The sequence below is a fragment of the Actinoplanes couchii genome, assembly GCF_016862075.1.
GTDB classification, from domain to species: domain Bacteria; phylum Actinomycetota; class Actinomycetes; order Mycobacteriales; family Micromonosporaceae; genus Actinoplanes; species Actinoplanes couchii.
This window is the reverse complement of the sequence record NZ_BOMG01000032.1, coordinates 186,822-208,090: the sequence shown is the minus strand read 5'-3', so window position 1 is coordinate 208,090 and position 21,269 is coordinate 186,822. Positions and strand designations below refer to the sequence as shown.

Annotated in this window: 19 protein-coding genes and 1 pseudogene; 11 read left to right on the top strand and 9 right to left on the bottom strand. The window is 69.8% G+C overall.

All coding sequences use genetic code 11. The annotated features are described in order from the left end of the window. Positions 1-300 precede the first annotated feature (300 nt). Positions 301-729 (top strand): hypothetical protein, encoded by a 429-nt coding sequence (locus tag Aco03nite_RS10415; RefSeq protein ID WP_203794667.1) that lies wholly within the window; start codon positions 301-303, stop codon positions 727-729. 18 nt (positions 730-747) lie between these two features. On the opposite strand, the gene dinB is transcribed toward Aco03nite_RS10415, so the two are convergent. After that, complete coding sequence (gene dinB / locus Aco03nite_RS10410) at positions 748-1,926, bottom strand: DNA polymerase IV (RefSeq protein ID WP_203794665.1); 1,179 nt, start codon at positions 1,924-1,926, stop codon at positions 748-750. A 10-nt stretch (positions 1,927-1,936) separates the two neighbouring features. Further along, complete coding sequence (locus Aco03nite_RS10405) at positions 1,937-2,347, bottom strand: alpha-L-rhamnosidase C-terminal domain-containing protein (RefSeq protein WP_275415856.1); 411 nt, start codon at positions 2,345-2,347, stop codon at positions 1,937-1,939. Between the two features lie 145 nt (positions 2,348-2,492). On the opposite strand from Aco03nite_RS10405, the gene Aco03nite_RS10400 reads away from it, so the two are divergent. Beyond that, entirely contained in the window at positions 2,493-2,900 is a 408-nt protein-coding gene (locus tag Aco03nite_RS10400) for an Hsp20/alpha crystallin family protein (protein ID WP_203794661.1), read from the top strand. A gap of 178 nt (positions 2,901-3,078) precedes the next feature. Here Aco03nite_RS10400 and Aco03nite_RS10395 read toward each other — a convergent pair whose 3' ends face one another. Then, the gene (locus Aco03nite_RS10395; RefSeq protein ID WP_239145048.1) at positions 3,079-3,711 is read right to left on the bottom strand and encodes a carbohydrate-binding protein; all 633 of its coding nucleotides are present in this window, start codon (positions 3,709-3,711) and stop codon (positions 3,079-3,081) included. A 593-nt stretch (positions 3,712-4,304) separates the two neighbouring features. Between Aco03nite_RS10395 and Aco03nite_RS10390 the strand changes: the two genes are divergently transcribed. The 6 genes and pseudogenes from Aco03nite_RS10390 to Aco03nite_RS10365 all read left to right on the top strand — a co-directional run. After that, positions 4,305-5,216 carry a TIGR03619 family F420-dependent LLM class oxidoreductase gene (locus Aco03nite_RS10390; protein WP_203794659.1) on the top strand — a complete coding sequence of 304 codons (912 nt, stop codon included), beginning with the start codon at positions 4,305-4,307 and terminating at the stop codon, positions 5,214-5,216. Positions 5,217-5,723: 507 nt separating this feature from the next. Then, positions 5,724-6,746: an ABC transporter permease gene (locus Aco03nite_RS10385; protein WP_203794657.1), complete on the top strand. Its 1,023-nt coding sequence runs from the start codon at positions 5,724-5,726 to the stop codon at positions 6,744-6,746. Between the two features lie 92 nt (positions 6,747-6,838). Continuing rightward, positions 6,839-8,575, top strand: coding sequence for an ABC transporter substrate-binding protein (locus tag Aco03nite_RS10380; RefSeq protein ID WP_203794656.1), 1,737 nt, complete (start codon positions 6,839-6,841; stop codon positions 8,573-8,575). An 87-nt stretch (positions 8,576-8,662) separates the two neighbouring features. Beyond that, on the top strand, positions 8,663-9,652 hold the full coding sequence (locus tag Aco03nite_RS10375; RefSeq protein ID WP_203794654.1) for an ABC transporter permease: 990 nt from the start codon (positions 8,663-8,665) through the stop codon (positions 9,650-9,652). Between the two features lie 31 nt (positions 9,653-9,683). Further along, the gene (locus Aco03nite_RS10370) at positions 9,684-10,757 is read left to right on the top strand and encodes an ABC transporter ATP-binding protein (RefSeq protein WP_203794652.1); all 1,074 of its coding nucleotides are present in this window, start codon (positions 9,684-9,686) and stop codon (positions 10,755-10,757) included. After that, positions 10,754-11,635: pseudogene (locus Aco03nite_RS10365) on the top strand (ABC transporter ATP-binding protein); the annotation flags it as partial. The gene Aco03nite_RS10370 and the pseudogene Aco03nite_RS10365, both read left to right, overlap by 4 nt. Positions 11,636-11,765: 130 nt before the next feature. Here the strand turns inward: Aco03nite_RS10365 and Aco03nite_RS10360 are convergent. The 5 genes from Aco03nite_RS10360 to Aco03nite_RS10340 form a co-directional block, all read right to left on the bottom strand. Then, positions 11,766-14,363, bottom strand: a complete 2,598-nt coding sequence (locus Aco03nite_RS10360) for a putative bifunctional diguanylate cyclase/phosphodiesterase (RefSeq protein WP_239145047.1) — start codon at positions 14,361-14,363, stop codon at positions 11,766-11,768. Between the two features lie 49 nt (positions 14,364-14,412). Beyond that, entirely contained in the window at positions 14,413-15,069 is a 657-nt protein-coding gene (locus Aco03nite_RS10355; protein ID WP_203794649.1) for a response regulator transcription factor, read from the bottom strand. Beyond that, positions 15,066-16,163, bottom strand: a complete 1,098-nt coding sequence (locus tag Aco03nite_RS10350; protein ID WP_239145046.1) for a sensor histidine kinase — start codon at positions 16,161-16,163, stop codon at positions 15,066-15,068. Before Aco03nite_RS10350 ends, Aco03nite_RS10355 begins: the two co-directional genes overlap by 4 nt. A gap of 106 nt (positions 16,164-16,269) precedes the next feature. Continuing rightward, a complete protein-coding gene (locus Aco03nite_RS10345; protein WP_203794645.1) occupies positions 16,270-17,220 on the bottom strand; it encodes a DNA polymerase domain-containing protein in 951 nt (316 codons plus the stop codon). A gap of 17 nt (positions 17,221-17,237) precedes the next feature. Next, positions 17,238-18,488 (bottom strand): ABC transporter substrate-binding protein, encoded by a 1,251-nt coding sequence (locus Aco03nite_RS10340; protein WP_203794643.1) that lies wholly within the window; start codon positions 18,486-18,488, stop codon positions 17,238-17,240. Between the two features lie 73 nt (positions 18,489-18,561). Between Aco03nite_RS10340 and Aco03nite_RS10335 the strand changes: the two genes are divergently transcribed. Then, entirely contained in the window at positions 18,562-18,894 is a 333-nt protein-coding gene (locus Aco03nite_RS10335) for a hypothetical protein (RefSeq protein WP_203794642.1), read from the top strand. 7 nt (positions 18,895-18,901) lie between these two features. Here the strand turns inward: Aco03nite_RS10335 and rnhA are convergent, their stop codons facing one another. Beyond that, complete coding sequence (gene rnhA / locus Aco03nite_RS10330) at positions 18,902-19,354, bottom strand: ribonuclease HI (protein WP_203794640.1); 453 nt, start codon at positions 19,352-19,354, stop codon at positions 18,902-18,904. Positions 19,355-19,495: 141 nt separating this feature from the next. On the opposite strand from rnhA, the gene Aco03nite_RS10325 reads away from it, so the two are divergent. After that, complete coding sequence (locus Aco03nite_RS10325) at positions 19,496-20,440, top strand: ABC transporter ATP-binding protein (RefSeq protein WP_239145045.1); 945 nt, start codon at positions 19,496-19,498, stop codon at positions 20,438-20,440. Further along, positions 20,437-21,195, top strand: coding sequence for an ABC transporter permease (locus Aco03nite_RS10320; RefSeq protein WP_239145044.1), 759 nt, complete (start codon positions 20,437-20,439; stop codon positions 21,193-21,195). The genes Aco03nite_RS10325 and Aco03nite_RS10320 overlap by 4 nt, the downstream gene beginning before the upstream one ends. Positions 21,196-21,269: the final 74 nt, after the last annotated feature.

Sequence of the window (21,269 nt, the reverse complement as noted above, 5' to 3'; positions counted from 1 at the left end):
TCTTCGGTTCCCCACTCGTGCCGTCATTGGTTCCCCGCCCTGCGCCGAGGTGTACTGCTCACAGCTTCATGCCTCGCGCCGGGAAGCGTCACCCACGCTTCCCCGCCTCGCGTCGGGAAGCGTCACCCACGCTTCCCCGCCTCGCGTCGGGAAGCGTCACCCACGGCTCCCCGCCTCGCGCCGGCGAGCATCATCGAAAGCCTAGGCAGGAATCTCCGGGTCCGGGTACGCCGTAAAGCGACACCTGCTGACGCCACCGGCCGGATCCGTGACGCCGGCCGGATTCCTACCGTCGGTTCCATGAAGACGACGTTCTGGCTGCCGGTCGCTCTCGGCCTGCTGGCTGCCCCGCGAGCCGTCCTGCACGACCTCGAACTGATCGAACCGGAGACCGGCCTCAACGCGGCGCTGGTCTTCGTACCGCTGATCGTCTGGATCTTGATCGCGGTCCGCGCCGGAGCCGATTCGTTCCGCCTGCCGCTGAAGGCCGGCCTCGTCTACGGCATCTGCCTGGCCGTGATCCACAACCTGCTGTGGGACGGCGCGGCGAGGCTGTCCGGAACCCTGGCCGGCCGCTTCTCCGCCCCCGTCGAAGAACTGCTGCTGCGCACGACCATGTCGATCTCCAGCCTGCTGACCGGTTTGCTGGCCGGCGCCGCCTGCGGAGCCGTGGCCTGGCTGCTCACCAGCCGAAAGCGCCCCACCGAAAAGCAGCCGTCCACCAGATAGCACTCCCGCCGCCCGGGTTCAGTCGGACAGCAGGGGAACGGACGGGTGCAGCTCCCGCCCCACCATCGCCGCCCGGCGCAGCGCAGCTGATCCGAACCGGTCACGCACCCGATCGACCGCCGCGTCCAACCCGTCCGCGCGTGGCTCCTCGAACGGCAGCTCCAGCTGGACCGCCCCCTCCCCGTCCAGGTTGCTGACCGCCACCCCGACCAGGGTCAGTCCGCGCACCGTGATCATCGGCCAGGCCTCCCGCAGCAGGTCGACGGCGGTCCGCAGCACCACCCCGGTCCCCGTCGTCGCCTTGATCAGGCTGCGGGACCGGGTGACCCGCTGGAAGTCGCCGAACCGCAGGCGCAACGTGATCGTCCGCCCGGACCGGTGCGCCCGCCGCATCCGCCCGGTGACCCGGTCGACGAGCGCCCCGAGAACGGCCTCCACCTCGGCCGGCCCCCGAGCATCGGACCGGCCGAGCGCGCACTGCGCCCCGATCGACCCGCGCCGCCGCCCGGTCTCGACCCGGCGTGGGTCACGGTTGTGCGCGAGTGCGTGCAGATGCCGCCCGGCGCCGCCGCCGAGCATGGCGACGAGCGCGGCCTCACCGACGCGGGCCACGTGCCCGACCGTGTGAATCTGTCGGTCCCGCAGCTTGGCGGCGGTGACCGGCCCGACGCCCCACAGTTTTTCCACCGGCAGCGGATGCAGGAACGCCAGCTCACCGCCGGGTGGGACGACCAGCAACCCGTCCGGTTTGCCGGCCCCGCTGGCCACCTTGGCCAGGAATTTTGTCGGCGCCACCCCGACCGTGATCGGCAGCCCGGTCCGGGACCGCACGTCGGCGCGCAACCGCCGGGCGATCGTCTCGGCGTCGCCTCGGATCCGCCGCAGGCCGTCGACGTCGAGGAACGCCTCGTCGATGGAGATCGGCTCGACCAGCGGCGTGGTGTCGTGGAACACCTCGAAGACCGCCTTGCTGGCCGCCGAGTAGGCGCCCATCCGCGGTGGCACCACGACGGCGTGCGGGCAGAGCGCCCGGGCCCGGCCGAGCGCCATCGGTGTCCGCACCCCGAACGCCTTCGCCTCGTAGGACGCGGCCAGCACCACTCCACCACCGACCAGCACCGGCCGGCCGCGCAGCGCGGGGTCGTCGCGCTGCTCGACCGACGCGTAGAACGAGTCGAGGTCGGCATGGAGAATCATGCGAGCTATATTAGTACGCATGTTCGAAGCGATGCACCCCCGGGCCCACCACCTGCACCGACGTGGGCAACACGACCTCGGCCGACGTCCCCGCCGGCACCTGCACCCTGAGATCCAGGCGCCCGTCCGAGATCCTCCAGACAGACCCGATCCGGCCGTACGGGCTTTCGTGCCACCCCTCGGCCCGGCTGATGCCCCCACCAGGCACCGGCGCGATCCGAAACGTGCGGTAACCGGGCGTCCCGATCCGGATCCCCGCGGTGTAACGGTGCAGGAACCCGATCACCGCCCCTTTCGAGTAATGGTTGAGCGAGTCCCGTGGCCGGCCGTCGGCGTCCACCCCGTTCCAGTGCTCCCAGACCGTGGTGGCGCCCCGGTCGAGCATCACCGTCCACGACGGTTCGCCGTCCCGGAGCGGCAGTTCGTAAAAGATGAGGAAGGCTGACGGAAACGCGCTGACGAAACGCGGCGACGGTCACAGCGGGGCAGGGAATCCCGAACCGGGAATCCCGGTTCTCAAGAGTTGAGTCACCCACGCTCAACCAGAGAGAACCGAGGAGCTACCCATGTTGCTCACCAGCCCCAGCGTCCGCGACCTCGAACGCCTCACTGCCCGGGTCTTCGACACCTCGTCCCGGGACAGCGGCGCCCGCCTGGACGCGTACCGGGAGGACGAGACCTTCTACATCGACATCGACCTGCCCGGCGTCGACCCGGCCTCGATCGACATCACCGTCGACGGCAAGGTGCTGACGGTGCGGGCCGAGCGCCGCCGCCCGGAGAGCGAGACCCGCCACCTGGTGATCGCCGAGCGGCCGATGGGTGCTTTCGCCCGGCAGATCCGGCTCTCCGAGAAGCTGGACACCGACCGGCTGGAGGCCCGCTACGACAACGGAGTGCTCACCTTGAGCATCCCGATCCTGGAGCGCAAGCCCCGCCGCATCGAGGTGAGCGCCGGAGCCGCGGCCAGCTAAAGCGGCCAGGGTGGCCAAGGCCAGAAACGGCCAGGGCCGCCATGGCGGCCAAGGCCAAAAGTGGCCAGGGTGGCCAAGGCCAAAAGTGGCCAGGGTGGCCAAGGCCAGAAGCGGCCAGGGCCGCCATAGCGGCCAAGGCCAAAAGTGGCCGGGGTCGAAGCAGCCAGGTTGAAACAGCTCAGTGCTGGAACTTCAGCCAGTTCAGGCTGACGAACTCGGCGTCCTCGTCCGAGCTGAACGTGATGAAGACGGTGTGCACCCCGGTCACCGGGGTCAGCACGGCGGTGTCGGTGCGCCAGGCCTGCCAGTCCCCGGTGTTGCTGATCGACAGTTCCCCGACCGGATCACTGTCCCGGCTGTCCAGCCGCACCTGGAGCCGCCCGGTGGTCCCGGCCCCGGACGCCACCCGGATCGCCACCTTGGTGGCCGGCACCGCCCCGAAGTCGAAGTTGTCGAACCGCAGATGGTCGTCCCGGTTGATCCACCCGACGTTCTGCCCGCCGCCCTCGTCGCTGGTGTCCTGCTTGTCGATGCCGGCCAGTTCGGAGGCCGACTCGGCTTGGAGCACGGCGTACTCGGTGGGGGAGAGCGACGGTGACGGTGACACCGACTCCGACGGTGACGGCGACGCGGAGGGGGAGACCGGCGCGGAGGGCGCGGGTGTCGCCGCCGCGACCGGATCCGGTTCGTCCTGCCAGCGCCCGATCAGGTAGCCGATCAGGACGAGGACGAGGACTCCGAGCATGACGAGCGTCCGCTGCCGGGTCTTCCAGGACTTGGTGCGATAGACGCTGGGGGATGGCTGGTCCACCCGATCAAGGGTAATGGCAGGGGCCGCTCGTGGAGAGCGGCATTGATCTTGCTCCCGTCCGCGTAGCGGATGCCCGGGCGCAATCGGAAGGTCCAGGAGAGAACCCGGTGGATCCAGCCGCCGGTGAAGCCGGCGACGAGCCCGACGGTCACGCCGATCACTGTGGACAGTCGAGTAGTTGATATCGCTACGATGAGTGACGGTCGGGAGCCGTGGACCCAGCGGGTGAAGAGGGTCACGGCCGAGTCGCGCGGCTCGACGCCGAACCAGTGCTCGGCGGTGAGCCCGATGATCGGATGGCCGAAGTTGTCGACCGGGTCCTGGCCGGCCGGTGCAGTCAGCAGCGCCGCCCCGGCCGCGATCAGGGCCAGCGATCAGGACGAAGGCGACGACGCCCAGGCGCACCACCGCGGTCCGGTCCCGGCGGAGTCGACCCAGCGCGAGGTGCGTCGCGGACCTGCCCTGGCCTGCGACTTCTCGCCGATCATCGGTGCCCCATCTACCCCCGATGGTGTTTTTGCCGCTTTTCATGCATAAAACGGTCATAAAGCTCTTCCGGTGGTCGAAGCGTTGTCGCGCGCTAGGTTGCGAGAGTGCTGATCAGTTTCGGATTGCCGGTCGCCGGTGCCTGGGCGCGGCCGGAGACACTCGCCGGCGTCGCCAGGCAGGCCGAGGAGTACGGCTACCACGGGCTCTGGGCGTTCCAGCGGCTGCTGGCCGGCCGGGATCAGGACCTCGCGCCGGTGTACCGCAGCGTCCTGGACCCGATCGTCGCGCTGACCTGGGCGGCGGCCGGCACCTCCCGGATCCGTCTCGGCGTCTCGGTGATCAACCTGCCGTACGTGTCGCCGGCCTACCTGGCCAAGCAGGCCTCGACCCTGGACCTGCTCTCCGGCGGCCGCTTCGACCTGGGCCTGGGCACCGGCTGGTCGGAGCCGGAGTTCCTGGCCACCGGCTCGGACCCGAACCCGCGCGGGCCGCGCACCGAGGAGTACCTGGCGGTGCTCCGGGCCCTGTTCAGCGACGCGGAGGCGGAGTTCGAGGGGCGGTTCTACCGGGTGCCGCCGAGCCGGATGGCGCCGGTGCGGCCGGGTGGGCCCCCGGTGCTGCTCGGCGGGCTCGCCGATCCGGCGCTGCGCCGGGCCGGGCGGCTCGCCGCGGGCTGGGTGACGAGCAGCCGGACCAGCCTGCCGGAGATCGAGCGCGGGGCCCGGATCGTGCGGGCCGCGGCGGAGGCCGCCGGGCGTGACCCGGCCGCGGTGCGTATCGTTGTACGGGGTGTGGTGCGGCCCGGCCGGCGCGACGAGGCACTGCCGCTCTCCGGCGACTGGGATCAGATTCGGTCGGGTGCGGAGCGATATGCCGAGGCCGGGGCCACCGAGCTGTTCTACGAGCCCAACTTCGATCCGCGGATCGGTGGCCCGGACGCCGATCCGGAGACCGCGGTCGCGCTCGGCACGGAGGTTCTGGCCCGTCTGGCGCCGGTCCCGCCGCCCGGTGGGTAATGGGCGTCGATAAAGACGGATACCCCCAGAGCTAAACATTCATCAACAAACGCCTATGATCGCCGGAAATCCGAAACATTCGAGAAACGATCTTGATGCGTTCGGGCCGGATGGAAAGCGTGACTCTCCGCTACGGAGGGCAGGCACAAGAGCGGTGAAGCAGACATTCGAGACAAGGGTGATGGTTCGCCGAAACATTGCAGGGATTTATCCCTAAAATGTGGTCTTATCACCTCGCGCGTGGGCCGACGGTATGACCTAGGCCTTATGGGAGTGAACCCGTTCCGTTACCGGATCGATGCGTCAACACATTTCTCGGCCAATGGTTGTCGACTACATTTTCCAAGCGCGGCAGGCGAATACCGCTCACATACGTCTCTCGGTGGGATACGGGGAAAGGGTGGTGGAGATGCCGCGAGGTAACATCCCCGGCCGGATCATCCTCGTCACCCATACGAGGCAAGGGTTCGACCCGCGTCCAAGTCCGCTACGAGGAGACACCGCATCATGAGCAACACCCCGGCCGCCGCCGACTCCCGCTCACCAAGCACCGAGGACACGGCGGTAGCGGTTGTCCAGCCCGAAACGGCGGCGAAGGCTTTCGTCGGTCGTTCCCCGGGCCAGCTCGCGTGGATCCGCCTCAAGCGGGACCGGACCGCGTTCGCCAGCTTCATCACTGTCGTCTTCTTCATCCTCCTCGCGGTTCTCGCGCCGGTGATCTCCCGGCTGTACGGCATCACCGCGACCGAGGGCTTCAGTGAGAAGCTCACCTACCAGGGACTGCCCACCGGCTACCTGGGCGGCATCAGCGGCGAGCACTGGCTCGGCCTGGAGGCCGGCATCGGCCGTGACCTGTTCATGCAGCTGATCTTCGGCATGCGTACCTCGCTGATCATCGCGTTCCTGTCCGCGACGATCTCGATCGTGCTCGGTGTCATCCTCGGCATCGTCTCTGGTTACTTCGGTGGCTGGGTCGACCAGACCCTCACCTGGTTCACCGACTTCATGCTGGCGTTCCCGTTCCTGGTCTTCGCGCTGGCGATCATCCCGATCATCAACACCGCCTCGTACGACGTGGGCGAAGAGGTCCCCGGCTCGTTCCGGATCGCGGTCATCATCGGGGTGTTCGCACTGTTCGGCTGGATGACGACGGCCCGTCTGGTCCGCGGTCAGATCCTGTCGCTGCGCGAGCGTGAGTACGTGGAGGCGGCCCGTGCCGCCGGCGCCGGCAGCGGGCACATCCTGTTCAAGCAGCTCCTGCCGAACATCTGGGCGCCGATCCTGGTCTCCTTCTCTCTGGCTCTGCCCGGCTTCATCGCCGCCGAGGCCGCCCTGTCGTTCCTGAACATCGGTGTCGTCGAGCCCACGCCCGACCTCGGCCGGCTGGTCTACTACGGCCGGCAGTGGCTCGGCACCCCGGACTGGGCGTACTTCCTGATCCCCGCGACGACCGTGTTCATCGCGGTGCTCGCGTTCAACCTGCTGGGCGACTCGCTTCGGGACGCGCTTGACCCCAAGTCGTCGAAGTGACCGGCCGGAACTGAAACACCAGTGAAATTTCCGCTCGTGCCGCGGCGGGTCGGGTGGCCCAGGCACGAATCGGTTGAGAGAAGGAGAACCTAGTGCGACGGAAGTTCGGAGCGCTGCCCATCGGCGTTCTGACGGTTGCCCTTGTTGCCAGCGGTTGTTCGGAGACCACGAACGACCCGGCAGGCGGCAACCAGCAGAGCGTGGTGCAGACCGGCAGTATCGCCACCGACCCCGCGGACTCGCAGGGCCCGGCCAAGGCCGTCGAGGGTGCCACCAAGGGTGGCACCGTCAAGCTCCTCCACGCGGCGGAGTTCGAGCACCTCGACCCCCAGAAGATCTACGTCTCGGACGCGCTCTCCATGGCGACCCAGTTCGCCCGTACCCTGACCGGGTACAAGGAGGACGGCACCGGCGCCCTGAAGCTGGTCGGCGACCTCGCCACCAACGCGGGCGAGGACGTCAACGGCGACTGCAAGGTGTGGAAGTACACCCTGAAGGACGGCCTGAAGTTCGAGGACGGCACGCCGATCACCGGCGCCGACGTCGTCTACGGCGTCTCGCGCTCGTTCGACCCCGAGTGGGGCGTCGGCCCGACCTACATCCAGCAGTGGCTGACCGGTGCGGTCGAGTACAACACCACCTACAAGGGCCCGTTCCAGAGCGCCGGTGCTGAGGTACCCGGTCTCAAGGCCGACGGAAACGTGATCACCTTCACGTTCCCGCAGCCCCAGTGTGAGACCCCGTACGCGGTCGCGATGCCGACCACGGCGCCGGTCCCGCAGGCGAAGGACACCAAGGGCGACTACGACCGTAAGCCGGTTTCCTCTGGTCCGTACATGATCAAGGAACACGCGTACGACCAGTACATCGACTTCGTTCGCAACCCCAACTGGGACGCCAACACGGACCCGATCCGCAACGCGTACCCGGACGGCATCCGGGTCGAGTTCGGTATCGACGCCGAGGCCTCCGCGAACCGGATCGTCGCGAACGCCGCCGACGACCAGACCGCCTTCATGTGGGCGAACGTCCCGGCCGCCGTGCTCTCCAAGACCAACACTCCGGAGGTCAAGGAGCGGGTCAAGGCCGGCCCGTCGCAGTACGTCGAGTACACCTGGATCAACACCGACCGGGTCACCGACCTGAAGGTGCGCCAGGCGCTCAACTACGCCGTCGACCGTGACGCGATCATCAAGGTGCGCGGTGGTACCGACCAGTTCGGTTCGACCATCATCTCCCCGACCATCGCGGGCTACGAGAACTTCAACGCCTACGACGGTGGCCCGACCGGCAACGCCGAGAAGGCGAAGGAGCTGCTCGGTGGCAAGACCATCAAGCTGACCTACGCGTTCCCGAACGTCCCGGTGCGGCAGCAGATGGCGGCGAAGACCAAGGAGGTCTACGCCAAGGCCGGTATCGAGCTGGTCCTGACCCCGCTCGACCCCGCGACCTACTACGACAGCGTGGGCACCAAGGGCAACCAGTACGACCTGATCCGTGGTGGCTGGGGTGCCGACTGGCCGTCCGCCTCGACCGTCATCCCGGCTCTGCTCGACGGTCGCACCATCCGCGACAAGGGCAACCAGAACCTCGCGTACTTCAACAACGACGAGGTCAACAAGGAGATCGACCGGATCAAGGGCCTCAAGGCCACTGAGTCGGCTGCCGAGTGGGCCAAGCTGGACAAGAAGATCATGACTGACTTCGCGCCGCTGATCCCGCAGTACTACATCGGCAACTACGAGATCACCGGGTCGAAGGTCGGCGGGACGTTCCTGAGCGACTCGTACGGTCACCTGACCCTCAACACCATGTTCGTCAAGCCGTAACAGTCTCTCCAACCACGCCGGTGGGGTGATCGCGTAACCCGCGGTCATCCCACCGGCCGTGGCCAGTCAAGAGGAATGTAGAGAACCGTGTTCCGCTTCCTGATCAAGCGCCTGCTCCTGGCGTCGACCACGCTTGTGGCCATCTCGATCGTCACCTTCCTGTTGTTCTTCGCGGTGCCGTCCAGTCCCGCGTGGGTGATGTGCGGGCGGAACTGCTCCCCCGAGCGGATCGCCCAGGTCGAGCAGAGCCTCGGTCTCGATCAGCCGATCACCAAGCAGTACACAGACTTCGTCCAGGGCATCTTCGTCGGCCGTACGATCGACGACGCCGGGACCATCCGCGAGTGCGAAGCCCCCTGCCTCGGCTACTCCTTCCGCAGCAAGGAGCCGGTCACCGACACCATCACCCGGTCGCTCCCGATCACGGTGAGCATCGTCGGTGGCGCCATGGTCATCTTCCTGACCGTGGGTGTCGGCCTGGGCATGCTGGCCGCGCTGAAGAAGGGCACGGTCTTCGACCGCGTCGCGATCGGCGCCTCGGTCGGCTTCGCCTCCACACAGACCTACACCCTCGGTGGTGTCCTGCTCCTGGTGCTCGTCTATTCCACCGGGCTCCTGCCCAACCCGCACTACACGCCGATCACCGAGAATCCCCTGGACTGGGCGTCCGGCATGCTCCTGCCCTGGATCACTCTCGGTCTGATCAACTCGGCGATGTACGCCCGGTTGTCGCGAGCCCAGATGATCGAGACGCTCCAGGAGGACTTCGTCCGTACGGCGCGGGCCAAGGGCCTGTCCCCCGGCGTGGTCAACCGGCGCCACGCGCTGCGTGCCGCGATCACCCCGATCGTCACGATCGCGGGTGTCGACCTCGGTGCCTACCTCGGCGGCGTGGTCATCACCGAAAGCGTGTTCAGCCTCAACGGCATCGGCCGTGAGGCCGCACAGGCGGTCACCGATCTGAACCTTCCGATCGTCATGGCCACCGTCCTGTTGGCGGCGTTCTTCATCGTCACCATGAACATCATCGTCGACATGCTCTACGCGGTGATCGACCCCCGCGTCCGACTCGGCTGAGCCGCACAGAGCTGACGTGGAAAAGAGCGAAATGACGACCTCGACCAGCCCTGCCGAAGTCACCGTCGACCCGGATGCCTACCTGCAGGTACGCGACCTCAAGGTGCAGTTCCCGACCGAGGACGGCCTGGTTCGCGCGGTGGACGGCGTGACCTTCTCGGTGCGCCGCGGGCAGACCCTCGGCATCGTCGGTGAGTCCGGTTCCGGCAAGAGCGTGACCAGCATGTCGATCCTCGGCCTGCACAATCCCGCCCGGACCAAGATCAGCGGCGAGATCTCGATCGGTGGCACCAACATCGTCGGGATGAAGGAGGAGCAGATCCAGCGCCTCCGCGGCAAGGACGTCGCGATGATCTTCCAGGATCCGCTGTCCGCGCTGCACCCGTACTACAAGGTCGGCGTGCAGATCGCCGAGGCCTACAAGGTGCACCACCCGAAGGCGAGCAAGAAGGAGGCCATGACCCGGGCCGTCGACATGCTCGACCGGGTCGGCATCCCGGAGCCGCAGCGCCGCGCCAACCAGTACCCGCACGAGTTCTCCGGCGGTATGCGCCAGCGCGCGATGATCGCGATGGCCCTGGTGAACGACCCCGCGCTGCTGATCGCCGACGAGCCGACCACCGCGCTCGACGTGACGGTGCAGGCGCAGATCCTGGAACTGCTGGAGGACCTCCAGGAGGAGTTCCACTCGGCGATCATCATGATCACCCACGACCTCGGTGTGATCTCGCAGGTCGCCGACGACGTGTTGGTGATGTACGGCGGCCGCCCGGTGGAGACCGGCTCGGTCGAGCAGATCATGAAGCGGCCGCAGCACCCGTACACCTGGGGTCTGCTGGCCAGCGTCCCGTCGCTGCACGGTGACGCGGGCGCCGACCTGGTGCCGATCAAGGGCAACCCGCCCTCGCTGATCAACCTGCCGACCGGTTGCGCCTTCAACCCGCGCTGCCGCTACGCCGGAACCAACGGGAACCTCTCCTTCACCGAGCGGCCCGAGCTTCGGTCGGCCGGAGAGGCCGGGCACATGCTGGCCTGTCACCTCTCCGCCGAGAACCGCCAGCGCATCTACGCTGAAGACATCGCGCACGCAGGAGTGGCCCAATGACAGATCTCGCAGACTCCGCGGCGAGCGGGGGCACCTTGACCACGCCGGTCAGCGAGCCGCTGCTCAAGGTCGAGGGCCTGACCAAGCACTACCCGGTCCGGGGCGGTTTCTTCGGCACCAAGCAGTTCGTCCGCGCGGTGGAGAACGTCAGCTTCGACGTTCGTCCCGGCGAGTCGCTCGGCCTGGTCGGCGAGTCCGGTTGCGGCAAGACCACCACCGGCCGGATGCTGGTGCGCCTGCTGGAGTCCACCTCCGGCAAGATCACCTTCCAGGGCGAGGACATCACCCACGCCAAGGGCACCAGGCTGCGCAACCTCCGCCAGGACATCCAGATCATCTTCCAGGACCCGTACTCCTCGCTGAACCCGCGGCACACGGTCGGCAAGATCGTCGCGATGCCGCTGCAGGTCAACGGGATCACCCCGCCCGGCGGGGTGAAGAAGCGGGTCCAGGAGCTGCTGGACACCGTCGGCCTGAACCCGGAGCACTACAACCGGTACCCGCACGAGTTCTCCGGCGGCCAGCGGCAGCGTATCGGTATCGCCCGGGCGCTCGCCCTCCAGCCGAAGCTGATCGTCGCCGACGAGCCGGTCTCCGCGCTCGACGTGTCGATCCAGGCCCAGGTCATCAACCTGCTGCGCCGGCTGCAGAAGGACCTGGGACTGTCGTTCGTCTTCATCGCCCACGACCTGGCGGTGGTCCGGCACTTCTGTGAGCGGATCGCGGTCATGTACCGGGGCGAGATGGTGGAGATCGGCACCCGCGAGGAGATCTACGAGAGGCCCTCCCACCCGTACACCCAGGCGCTTCTCTCGGCGGTGCCGGACGTGACCAAGATCGGCCGGACAAAGCGGATCAAGCCGGAGGGCGACGTCCGCTAGCCGCTCGACCCGCTCTCCGGCGACTTCCCGGAGACCGGCGAGCTGGTCCGAGATCGGTTCTGGAGAAGGTCCCCGCCATCAGGCGGGGACCTTCTTTCCATCCATACGGCGGCTCCATACGGCGGCTCTATACGGTGGCGCCCTCCAGGAACAGGCGTCCCGCCTCGGCGGCCGGGATCGGCCGGGAGAAGTAGTAGCCCTGGGCGAACCCGCAGCCCATCTCCCGCAACGCCGCGAGCTGCCCGAACTCCTCGATGCCCTCGGCCACCGTGGCCATACCGAGGCTCTTGCCGAGACGCACGATGGTGTCGGTGAGCGCGGTGTCGTCGGCGATCACCCCGAGCCGTTCGACGAACGAGCGGTCGATCTTGAGGGTGTCGACCGGGAACCGGCGCAGGTACGCCAGGGACGAGTACCCGGTGCCGAAGTCATCGATCGCCAGGGTGAGCCCGAGCCCTTTCAACCGGACCAGCTGCTCCAGGTTGGCCTCGGTGTCGGTCATCAGGACGCTCTCGGTCATCTCCAGGCACAGCCGGTCGGCGGGCATCCCGGTCTCGGCCAGCACCTGGGCCACCGATTCGGCGAAGTCGGCCCGGTCCAGCTGGCGGACCGACACGTTCACCGCCATCTTGAGTGGCCGCCCACCGGCCGCCGCGGACCACTCGACGGCCTGCCGGCAGGCCTCGTGCAGCACCCAGTGCCCGAGCGGCACGATCTGCCCGGTCACCTCGGCGATCGGGATGAAGTCCAGCGGGTTGATCATGCCGCGGACCGGGTGCGGCCAGCGGACCAGCGCCTCGAAGCCGATCACCTGGCTGGTCGCCAGATCGATGGTGGGCTGGTAGTGCAGGCGCAGCTCGCCACGCTCCAGTGCGCCGCGCAGATCGTTCTCCAGCTCCAGACGCTCCACCAGCCCGTCCCGCATCCGCGGGTGGTAGACGGTGAACACGCCCCCACCCGTCGACTTGGCCTGGTACATGGCCAGGTCGGCGTCCCGGATCAGCTGCTCGGCGCGCTCACCGGGCCGGTCGCCGGCGATCTCGCCGGGCAGGGTGGCCGTGGTGGCCAGGCCGATGCTGGCCCGGACGTGGATCAGCCGGGTGCCGGCTTCCACCGGCGCCTCCAGGTCGTCGAGGATCCGGCGGGCGATGAGCTCGGCGTCACCGGCGTCCGGGGCGAGGATCGCGAACTCGTCGGCGCCGAGCCGGGCGACCACGTCCTGATCCCGGACACACGCCTGGAGCCGGTCGGCGACCCGCACCAGCAGCTGATCGCCGGCCAGGTGGCCGAGGCTGTCGTTGACCCGCTTGAAGCCGTCCAGCCCGAGGTGCAGCACGGCCACGTCGCCACCGGCGCGCAGTGCGGCGGAGGCCCGGTCCTGGAACAGCGCCCGGTTGCCGAGCTGGGTCAGCGAGTCGTGGTACGCCTCGTGCACCAGCTGGTCCTGCAGCTCCTTGCGCTCGCTGATGTCCCGGGTGTTCAGCACGAACCCGGCCACCCGCGGGTCGTCCACCAGGTTTGTGATGATCACCTCGGAGGGGCGTTTCCGGCCGTCCCGGTGGGTGTGCACCACCTCCAGCGTGACCGTCCCGTACGCCGTGGTCGCCACCCGCCGCATCGCCTCGGCCAGCCGCATCGCCACGTCGGGGTCGACCAGATCGGTGTACCGGCGGCCGGTGAAGACCTCCGGGCCGTACCCGAAGACCCGCTGCATCGACTCGCTCTGGTAGCGGATCACCCCGTCCGCGCCGATCACCGTCACCACGTCCGAGCTGTGCCGGATCAGCGAGTGGAACCACTGCTCGCGGTCGTGCAGTTCGGCGGTGCGCTCGGCCACCCGGGACTCCAGGGTGCGGGTCAGCGCCCGGTTCTCCAGCTGGGTCAGCAGCTGACGGCCGACGATCAGCAGGATCAGCAGCGACCGGGTGTAGTTGACGAACGGGTCGCTGTGCGCGTGGCTCAGGTGGAAGTACACGCTCGAGGCGAGGGCGGCGAGCACCGCCGTGTACGGCACCATGATCGCGGTGTTCCAGACGCCCGGCGACAGGTCCGGCAGCGTACCGGCGGCCGCCGTCCGGGGCCGCAGCGCGCCCACCGCGATCAGCAGGAAGCCGGCGATCGACGGCAGGTGCACGAGCGGCGCGGCGGCCACCGAGTCGAGCAGCACCAGGTAGACGTGCCCGATGTCGGTGATCACGAAGGCGCTGAAACCGGCGCCGAGGAACATCAGGTCGGAACCGCGGCCCTGCTGGAGACGCTGCGCCGGCAGCATGTAGCCGACCATGGTCGCCAGCATGATGTCGGTGAGCGGGAAGAGCAGCGTGACGTAGAAACCGGGGCCGGCCGGCCCGCTCTCCAGCCGCGGATCCATCACGAACACCCAGGCCACCAGGGCCAGGGACGCGGCGATCAGCAGGCCGTCCAGCACGCTGCGCAGCCGGTTCGCGAGCGGCTGCGAACCGCTCGGCAGGATCAGCAGACCGGCCGGCACCACGACCACCAGACCGAGCAGGGCCGGAACCTTGAACATCTCGAAGAACGGCGGCCCGGCGAACCAGGAGAACTGGCCGATGCTCCAGAACAGCAGGCCGGCGCCGATCGCGGCCCAGCCCCAGCGCGCCCGGCCGGCGAACCCGGCGGCCCGCCACCAGCAGGCCACGGCGGCCGCCACACCCCCGGCGAGCAGTCCCCAGGCGGTGGTCGTCCAGTCCAGATCGGTGGTCACCTCGGGGTCATCGGGCCGGTGCGGGCGCTCCTGAGAAGATCCCCCAAGATCAATTACCGACCAGGCCGTCCTCGTACGCCAGGATCACCAGCTGCACCCGGTCGCGGACCCCCAGTTTGCTGATCGCCCTGGTCACGTGGGTCTTCGCGGTGAGCGGGCTGATCACCAGCCGCCTGGCGATCTCGTCGTTGGAGAGGCCGGTGGCGACCAGCTGGACCACCTCCCGCTCCCGCTCGGTCAGCACCGCCAGCCGGTTCCGGCCCGGTACCGCGGCGGCCGGCACCGGACGGCTCGCGAACTGGCCGACCACCCGGCGGGTGACCCCGGGGGAGAGCAGCGCGTCACCGGCCGCCACCACCCGGACCGCGGTGCGCAGCCCGTCCGGGTCGATCTCCTTGGTCAGGAAGCCGCTGGCCCCGGCGGCGAGCGCGGAGAAGACGTACTCGTCGGTCTCGAACGTGGTCAGGATGATGACCCGGGTCTCCTGCGCGGCCAGGATCTCCCGGGTCGCGGTGATCCCGTCCATGCCGGGCATCCGGATGTCCATCAGGATCACGTCCGGCCGCAGCGCGCGGGCGGTCCGCACCGCCTCGTCGCCGGTGGACGCCTCGCCCACCACGGTGATGTCCTTCCCCCGCCGCAGCAGGCTCCGGAAACCGGCCCGGACCAGGTGCTGGTCGTCGGCGAGAAGGACCGAGATGGTCATGCGGACTCCAGGGGGATGACTGCTCGTACGGTGAAACCGGTCTTGTCCGGGCCCGCGGTGAGCGCCCCGCCGAGGGCGGCGACCCGCTCCCGCATCCCGCTGACGCCGTGCCCCTCGACGAACCCCGCGACGCTCGTCCCGTCGTCCCGGACGTCGGCCAGCACATCCGCGGGACCGTAGCGCAGGGTCACCAGCACCTTCGAGGCGCCGGCGTGCCGGACCGTGTTGGTGAGCGCCTCCTGGACCACCCGGAAGACCGCGGCGGCGACCGGGGCCGGCACCTCGGCCGGTGCTCCGATCTCGTTGAAGGACACCGCCAGGCCCGCCGCACGCACCTGGGCGAACAACGGCTCCAGACCCTCCAGCCGGGGCAGCTCGCCGTCCCGGAGCACGCCGACCAGGGCCTTCAGGTCGGTCATCGCCTGGCCGCGGACCTCCTGGGCCAGCCGCAGCGACTCCCTCGCCTCGTCCGGCTCGGTGTCGAAGGCGTCGAGTGCCACGTTCAGATGCACACCGACCACGGCGAGCGTGTGCGAGACGACGTCGTGCAGGTCCCGGGCGATCTCCACCCGCTCCTCGGCCCGCCGCCGCCGCGCCTCCAGCTCCCGCTCCTGCTCGTCCCGGGCCAGCCGGTGCCCGACCTCGATCCGCCAGCGCAGCGTGTTGCGGTAGGCGGCGGTGACAGCGAGCACCGCGGCCACCCACAGCGCCTCCCCGCCGAGGTGGGCGAAGAGCGAGTCGGTGTCGCGCAGCTCGACGACGCCGTCCCAGACCGCCCCCCAGAGCAGGGCGGCCGCCGAGGCGACCACCGCGGCCCGGAGCCGGCCGGCCAGCACCAGCGCCACCAGGGCGGCGGTGGCCGGCCACACCCAGCCGATCCCGATCAGGTGGGCCATCCGCCAGGCCGCCAGGCTCGCGAGGCTCAGCAGCAGCACGCCCAACGGCCACCGGCGGGCCGCGAGGACGAAGAGGGCCAGCCAGCCGGCCAGCGTGACGGTCAGAACGGTGTCGTTGCTGTCACTGATGAGGGCGAGGCCGGCCGGAATCCCGACAAGAGTCGCCGCGGCGGCCATCCGGGTGAAATTTGTCGTCATGCCCGGGACGCTAGGGGCGGCGGGTGGTGCGCCGCGTCCTCCCGGCACCGTCTCCCGCATGGACGCCTCCCGCGTACGCCGCTACACCGTTCGATGTATACCAGCGTCACCCATCGGCTTCCCGGCGGGCCTTCGCGCGCCGCTTGCCCTCGTGCATCGCCTGCACCCGGGCCACCGGGATGGTGTGCCCCTCGGCGACCAGGCCCTCGTCCAATCGTTGCGGCGCGGGCATCGTCTCCGCCCACGGGTCGCGGTCGCCGAGCAGCCCGGGCGCGGTGTGCAGGGTGAAGTCGGCGGGCGTCACGTCGTCCAGGTCGGACCAGGCGACCGGGAACGACACCGGCACCCCCGGCCGGGCCCGCGGGCTGTACGCCGCCGCCACCGTCGCCCCGCCGGCCCGGGTGGCGTCCAGGAACACCCGTCCGTGCCGGTCGTCGCGGATGAACGCGGTGGTCGCCAGCTCCGGGTCGAGCCGCTCGGCGCGGGCGGCCACCGCGCGCTGGGCGGCGGCCACGTCCTCCGGCGCGGGATCACCGGCGAGCGGCACGAAGACGTGCACCCCCTTGGCGCCGCTGGTCTTGACCGCCCCGTCCATCCCGATGTCGAGCAGCGCCCGCCGGACCAGCCGGGCGCCCGCGACGGCCAGGCCGAACCCGCCGTCCTCGGGCGGATCCAGGTCCATGATCAGGTGGGTGGGGTGCGGCGAACCGGCGGGCATCAGCGCCGGGTGGAACTCGACGGCCCGCTGATTGCCCAGCCAGAACAGCGTGCGCCGGTCGTTGGCCAGCGCGTACGTCACCTCACGGTGCGACGAGTCGGCCCACAGGCTCGCCCGGGGCACCCAGTCCGGCGTGTACTTCGGCAGGTTCTTCTGCATGAACCGCTCCTGGCCGCGGAGCACCCGGATCACCGACAGCGGCCGGTCCCGCAGCACCGGCAGGAACCGGCCGGCCATCACGTCCAGATAGTCGACCAGGTCCCGCTTGGTGGCGCCCGCCTCCGGGAACAGCTCCTGGTCCAGGTTGGTCAGTGGCACACCCTCGCGCTCTTCGGCCATGCACCCATCGTGCCCTGTTACTGCTGCCTGACGAACTGTTTGGCGGCGGCGGCCAGGGCGTCCTGCAACGACACCCGATCCTTTGACTGTGAAAATGCCGCGACCGCCGCGTTGGCGGCGTTCTGCCACGGCTGCGAGCAGGCCGAACCGTGCGCGCACGACGGGACCGGGACACCCGAGCGCCAGTCCGCCGCCGCCCGGATCTGGTAGTCGCTGAAACCGGTAGTTGCGGTGTCGGTGCGGGCCGGGATGGAACCCTTGCGCGCGTTGAACTCCCGCTGCCCCTCCGGCGAGGCGACCGTCTTCAGCCAGCAGCGCGCACCCTCCGGGTTGGCGGCGGCGCTGGTCAGCGCGAACGAGTCGGCCAGCCACTGGAAGGCGGCGCCGTTGCCGGGGAAGGCGAACGTGCCGAACCCGTCGGTCAGGTCGGCGGCCGCCCAGTCGCCCATCAGCTGGTACCCGGCCTTGCCGTCGGCGAGCAGCCGCTGCGCCTGCGGCCAGTCCAGCGAGTTCCGGTCGGTGTTGCTGTACGCCAGGATCCGCGCGTAGTCCTCGATCGCCCCGGTCACCTCCGAGCCGTCCCACCGGGTGTCGCCGGTGAACAGCCCGGTGAACTCCTCCGGCCCCAGAGCACTGATCAGCACCGCCTCCAGCAGCATCAGCTGGGTCCAGTCCCGGCCCAGCGCGAGCGGCGACTCCATCCCGCCGCGGCGCAGCGTCTCCAGGTCGGCGACGAACTCGGCCACCGTCGCCGGCGCGGCCCGGATCCCGGCCTCGGCGAGCACCCGCTGGTTGGCCCAGACGACGTTGGCCCGGTGCACCCCGGCCGGCACCGACCAGACCCGGCCATTGACGGTCAGTGTCTGGATCAGCCCGTCCGGCAGCGCGGCGCGCAGACCCCAGGTGTCGAAGTCGGCGCTCAGATCGGCGACCTGCCCGGCGTCGATGTGGTCGAGCAGCTCCGCGCCGGCGTGCACCTGGAAGAGGTCCGGCGGGTCACCCTGCTGCAGCCGGCCGGCGAGCACCTGCTTGGCGTTGATCCCGGCGCCGCCGGCCACCACCCCGTTCTCGAACGTCTGGCCGGGGCATCCGGCGGTGAACCGGGCCACCAGGGCGTCCAGTCCGGCCTTCTCGCCACCCTCGGCCCACCAGGTGAAGACCTCGACGGTCGAGGCCGGCGGATCGTCCTCGGCGGCCGAACAGGCGGACGCCACCAGCAGCAGGGCGGCGCCGACGACGGCTGTCAGGGCGCGTCGTGTGATACGCATGGGCACCTCCATCGTTCGGGGTACGTCAAACGGGCCATAGCTCGCGGTCTATTCCAGTCTGCACAATTCAGGTATGACCGCACCGGGCGACACCATTCTCGTCATCATCCTGGCCGCCGCCCTCATGGCCTGTTGTGGATACGCCGCCGGGCGTCTGCACCAGCGCCGGCAGAGCGGAGCCGACCGGGCCACCGCCTACAAGCGGGGGTACGACGCCGCCACCCGCAGCGTCTTCAGCATGGCCGCCCGGGCCGCCGGCCGCCGGGCGACCGCGCCGGAGGCCGAGCCGGTCGGCCCCGACGTGCCCGGCCGGCACGCCGTCCCGGAGGAACTCGTCCGCGCCGCGACCTATCTGCTGCCGCCGGACCGGGTGGCCCGCGCCCGGGTGCCGCACCCGCGCACCTAGCTAGGACCTAGCGCGCCGCCGCCAGCGCTTCCTTCAGGCCGCGCGCGGCCAGCCGGTCGGCCCGCTCGTTCTCCGGGTGCCCGGCGTGGCCCTTCACCCAGTGCCACGTCACCGTGTGCCTGCGGACCACGGTGTCCAGGCGCTGCCACAGGTCGACGTTCTTCACCGGCTGCCGGGAGGCGGTCATCCAGCCGTTGCGCTTCCAGTTCTCCAGGTACTTCGTGATGCCGTTACGGACGTACACACTGTCGGTGTAGAGATCGACGGTCAGCGGCGCGCGGTTCAGAGCCTCCAGCGCCATGATCGCCGCCATCATCTCCATCCGGTTGTTCGTGGTCTCGCCGGCCTCACCACCGCAGAGGTCCTTCTCCGCCTTTCCCCAGCGCAGCACGGCGCCCCAGCCCCCGGGCCCGGGGTTCTTCGAGCACGCGCCGTCCGTATAGATCTCCACCACGCCCATACCGGGAGCCTAAAGGGCGGCCTCAGGGAGGAGGACACGCCGCCTCGGCCGGGGGAGGGTGAGACAAGCCATCCGGTGCACCGTCGGGCGGGGGCTTTCAGGCGGCCACCGTAAGGTGACCGGTGGCGGACGGATTCCGGATTGGCGGGACTCATGGGTGGTGGCGACGTGGCCGCGGTCGAGGTACGGGACGTCGTGGTGCGCTACGGCGACACGACGGCCGTCTCAGGGGTGTCCCTGACCCTGCCCCGCGGGCGGGTACTCGCCCTGCTCGGGCACAACGGCGCCGGCAAGACGAGCCTGCTCCAGGTGTGCGAGGGCTTCCGGCGGCCGGACGGCGGCGAGGCCCGGGTGCTCGGGCTGGACCCGGTCGGCCAGCACGACGAGCTGATGCCGCGGATGGGCATCATGCTGCAGTCCAGCGGCGTCTACCCGTGGGCGACGGCCGGCGAGATCCTGCGCCTGTTCGCCTCGTTCGCCGCGAACCCGCTCGACACCGACATGCTGCTGGACCGGCTCGGCCTGCGGAAGTTCGAGCGCACCCGGTTCCGCCGGCTGTCCGGTGGCGAGCAGCAGCGCCTCGGCCTGGCGGTGGCCCTGGTCGGCCGCCCCGAGCTGGTCTTCCTGGACGAGCCGACGGCCGGCATGGACACCGAGGCCCGGCACACCACCTGGCAGCTGATCGAGGAGTTGCGCGCCGACGGCGTGTCGGTGCTGCTCACCACCCACCTGCTGGACGAGGCGGAGCGCCTCGCCGACGACGTGGTGATCATGCGGTCCGGGCAGGTCGCGGCCACCGGCACCCCGGCCGAGTTGACCTCGTCGGCGGCGATCGACGTGCTGGAGGTGCGCGCCGACCCGGGTCTGGACCTGAGCGGGCTGCGCGCCGGCCGCACGGTCGCCGAGGCGTCACCCGGCTTCTACACCGTCTCCGGCTCGCTGGACACCGCCGGGCTGGCCGAGGTGCTGGCCTGGTTCGCCGCCGCGGGCGCCGCGGTGACCGCGATCAACACGCGCCGCCGCACGCTGGAGGACGTCTACCTCGCCCTGACCGCCACCCAGACCCCGGTGGGAGCCACCAAATGAGCAGCACCTTCGCCCCCGCTCCCGGCCGGGCTCCGATGCGCACCATCCTCGGCAAGCAGATCAGGATGGAGCTGCTGCTGACCGCCCGCCGGGGTGAGGCGGTGGTGCTCGCGATGGGCGTGCCGCTGCTGGTGCTGCTCGGCGCCGGGCTGTTCGACGTGACGAACCTGCCGACCGACGACCGTCTGGGCTATGTGGTGCCGGGTGTGCTCGCGCTGACGGTCATGTCGACGGCGTTCACCGGGCAGGCGATCACCACCGGCTACGAGCGGAGTTACGGCGTACTCAAAAGGCTCGGGGCTTCGCCGTTGACCCGTCCCGGTCTGCTGATCGCCAAGACCGCCGCCGTGTTCGCCCTGATCGTGCTGCAGGTGCTGGTGCTCGCCCTGGTCGGGATCGCGGTCGGCTGGCGTCCCGAGGCCGGCGCGCTGCTGCCCGCGATCGGGGTGACCGTGCTGGCCGCGGGCGGCTACACCGGACTGGCCCTGCTGCTGGCCAGTGTGCTCAAGCCGGAGACCACCACCGGCGCGGCCACCCTGATCTACGTGGTGATGCTGTCCGTCGGCGGGATCATGTTCGCCGCTCCCGACCTGGGCGTGGCAGGCTGGTTCCTGCTGCCGCTCGCCGCACACGCGGAGGCGCTGCGGGAGACGCTGATGCACAACGGCTCGGTCCCGATCGGCATCTGGGCGGCCCTGCTGACCTGGGCGGTCGTCTGGCTGACCGCGGCGGCCCGCAGTTTCAAGTGGGAGTGACTGTCCACCGACCGGTTGACACCGCCTGACAGCCGCCCGGTCGTCCCTTCTTCTTCAGAAAAACGCGAGGCTTT

Bases quoted from the DNA above. Each gene is read 5' to 3' on its own strand.
- Aco03nite_RS10350 (WP_239145046.1), bottom strand. From the start codon at position 16,163: ATGACGACAAATTTCACCCGGATGGCCGCCGCGGCGACTCTTGTCGGG.
- Aco03nite_RS10320 (WP_239145044.1), top strand. From the start codon at position 20,437: ATGAGCAGCACCTTCGCCCCCGCTCCCGGCCGGGCTCCGATGCGCACC.
- Aco03nite_RS10415 (WP_203794667.1), top strand. From the start codon at position 301: ATGAAGACGACGTTCTGGCTGCCGGTCGCTCTCGGCCTGCTGGCTGCC.
- Aco03nite_RS10345 (WP_203794645.1), bottom strand. From the start codon at position 17,220: ATGGCCGAAGAGCGCGAGGGTGTGCCACTGACCAACCTGGACCAGGAG.
- Aco03nite_RS10355 (WP_203794649.1), bottom strand. From the start codon at position 15,069: ATGACCATCTCGGTCCTTCTCGCCGACGACCAGCACCTGGTCCGGGCC.
- Aco03nite_RS10370 (WP_203794652.1), top strand. From the start codon at position 9,684: ATGACGACCTCGACCAGCCCTGCCGAAGTCACCGTCGACCCGGATGCC.
- dinB (WP_203794665.1), bottom strand. From the start codon at position 1,926: ATGATTCTCCATGCCGACCTCGACTCGTTCTACGCGTCGGTCGAGCAG.
- Aco03nite_RS10400 (WP_203794661.1), top strand. From the start codon at position 2,493: ATGTTGCTCACCAGCCCCAGCGTCCGCGACCTCGAACGCCTCACTGCC.
- Aco03nite_RS10335 (WP_203794642.1), top strand. From the start codon at position 18,562: ATGACCGCACCGGGCGACACCATTCTCGTCATCATCCTGGCCGCCGCC.
- rnhA (WP_203794640.1), bottom strand. From the start codon at position 19,354: ATGGGCGTGGTGGAGATCTATACGGACGGCGCGTGCTCGAAGAACCCC.
- Aco03nite_RS10340 (WP_203794643.1), bottom strand. From the start codon at position 18,488: ATGCGTATCACACGACGCGCCCTGACAGCCGTCGTCGGCGCCGCCCTG.
- Aco03nite_RS10385 (WP_203794657.1), top strand. From the start codon at position 5,724: ATGAGCAACACCCCGGCCGCCGCCGACTCCCGCTCACCAAGCACCGAG.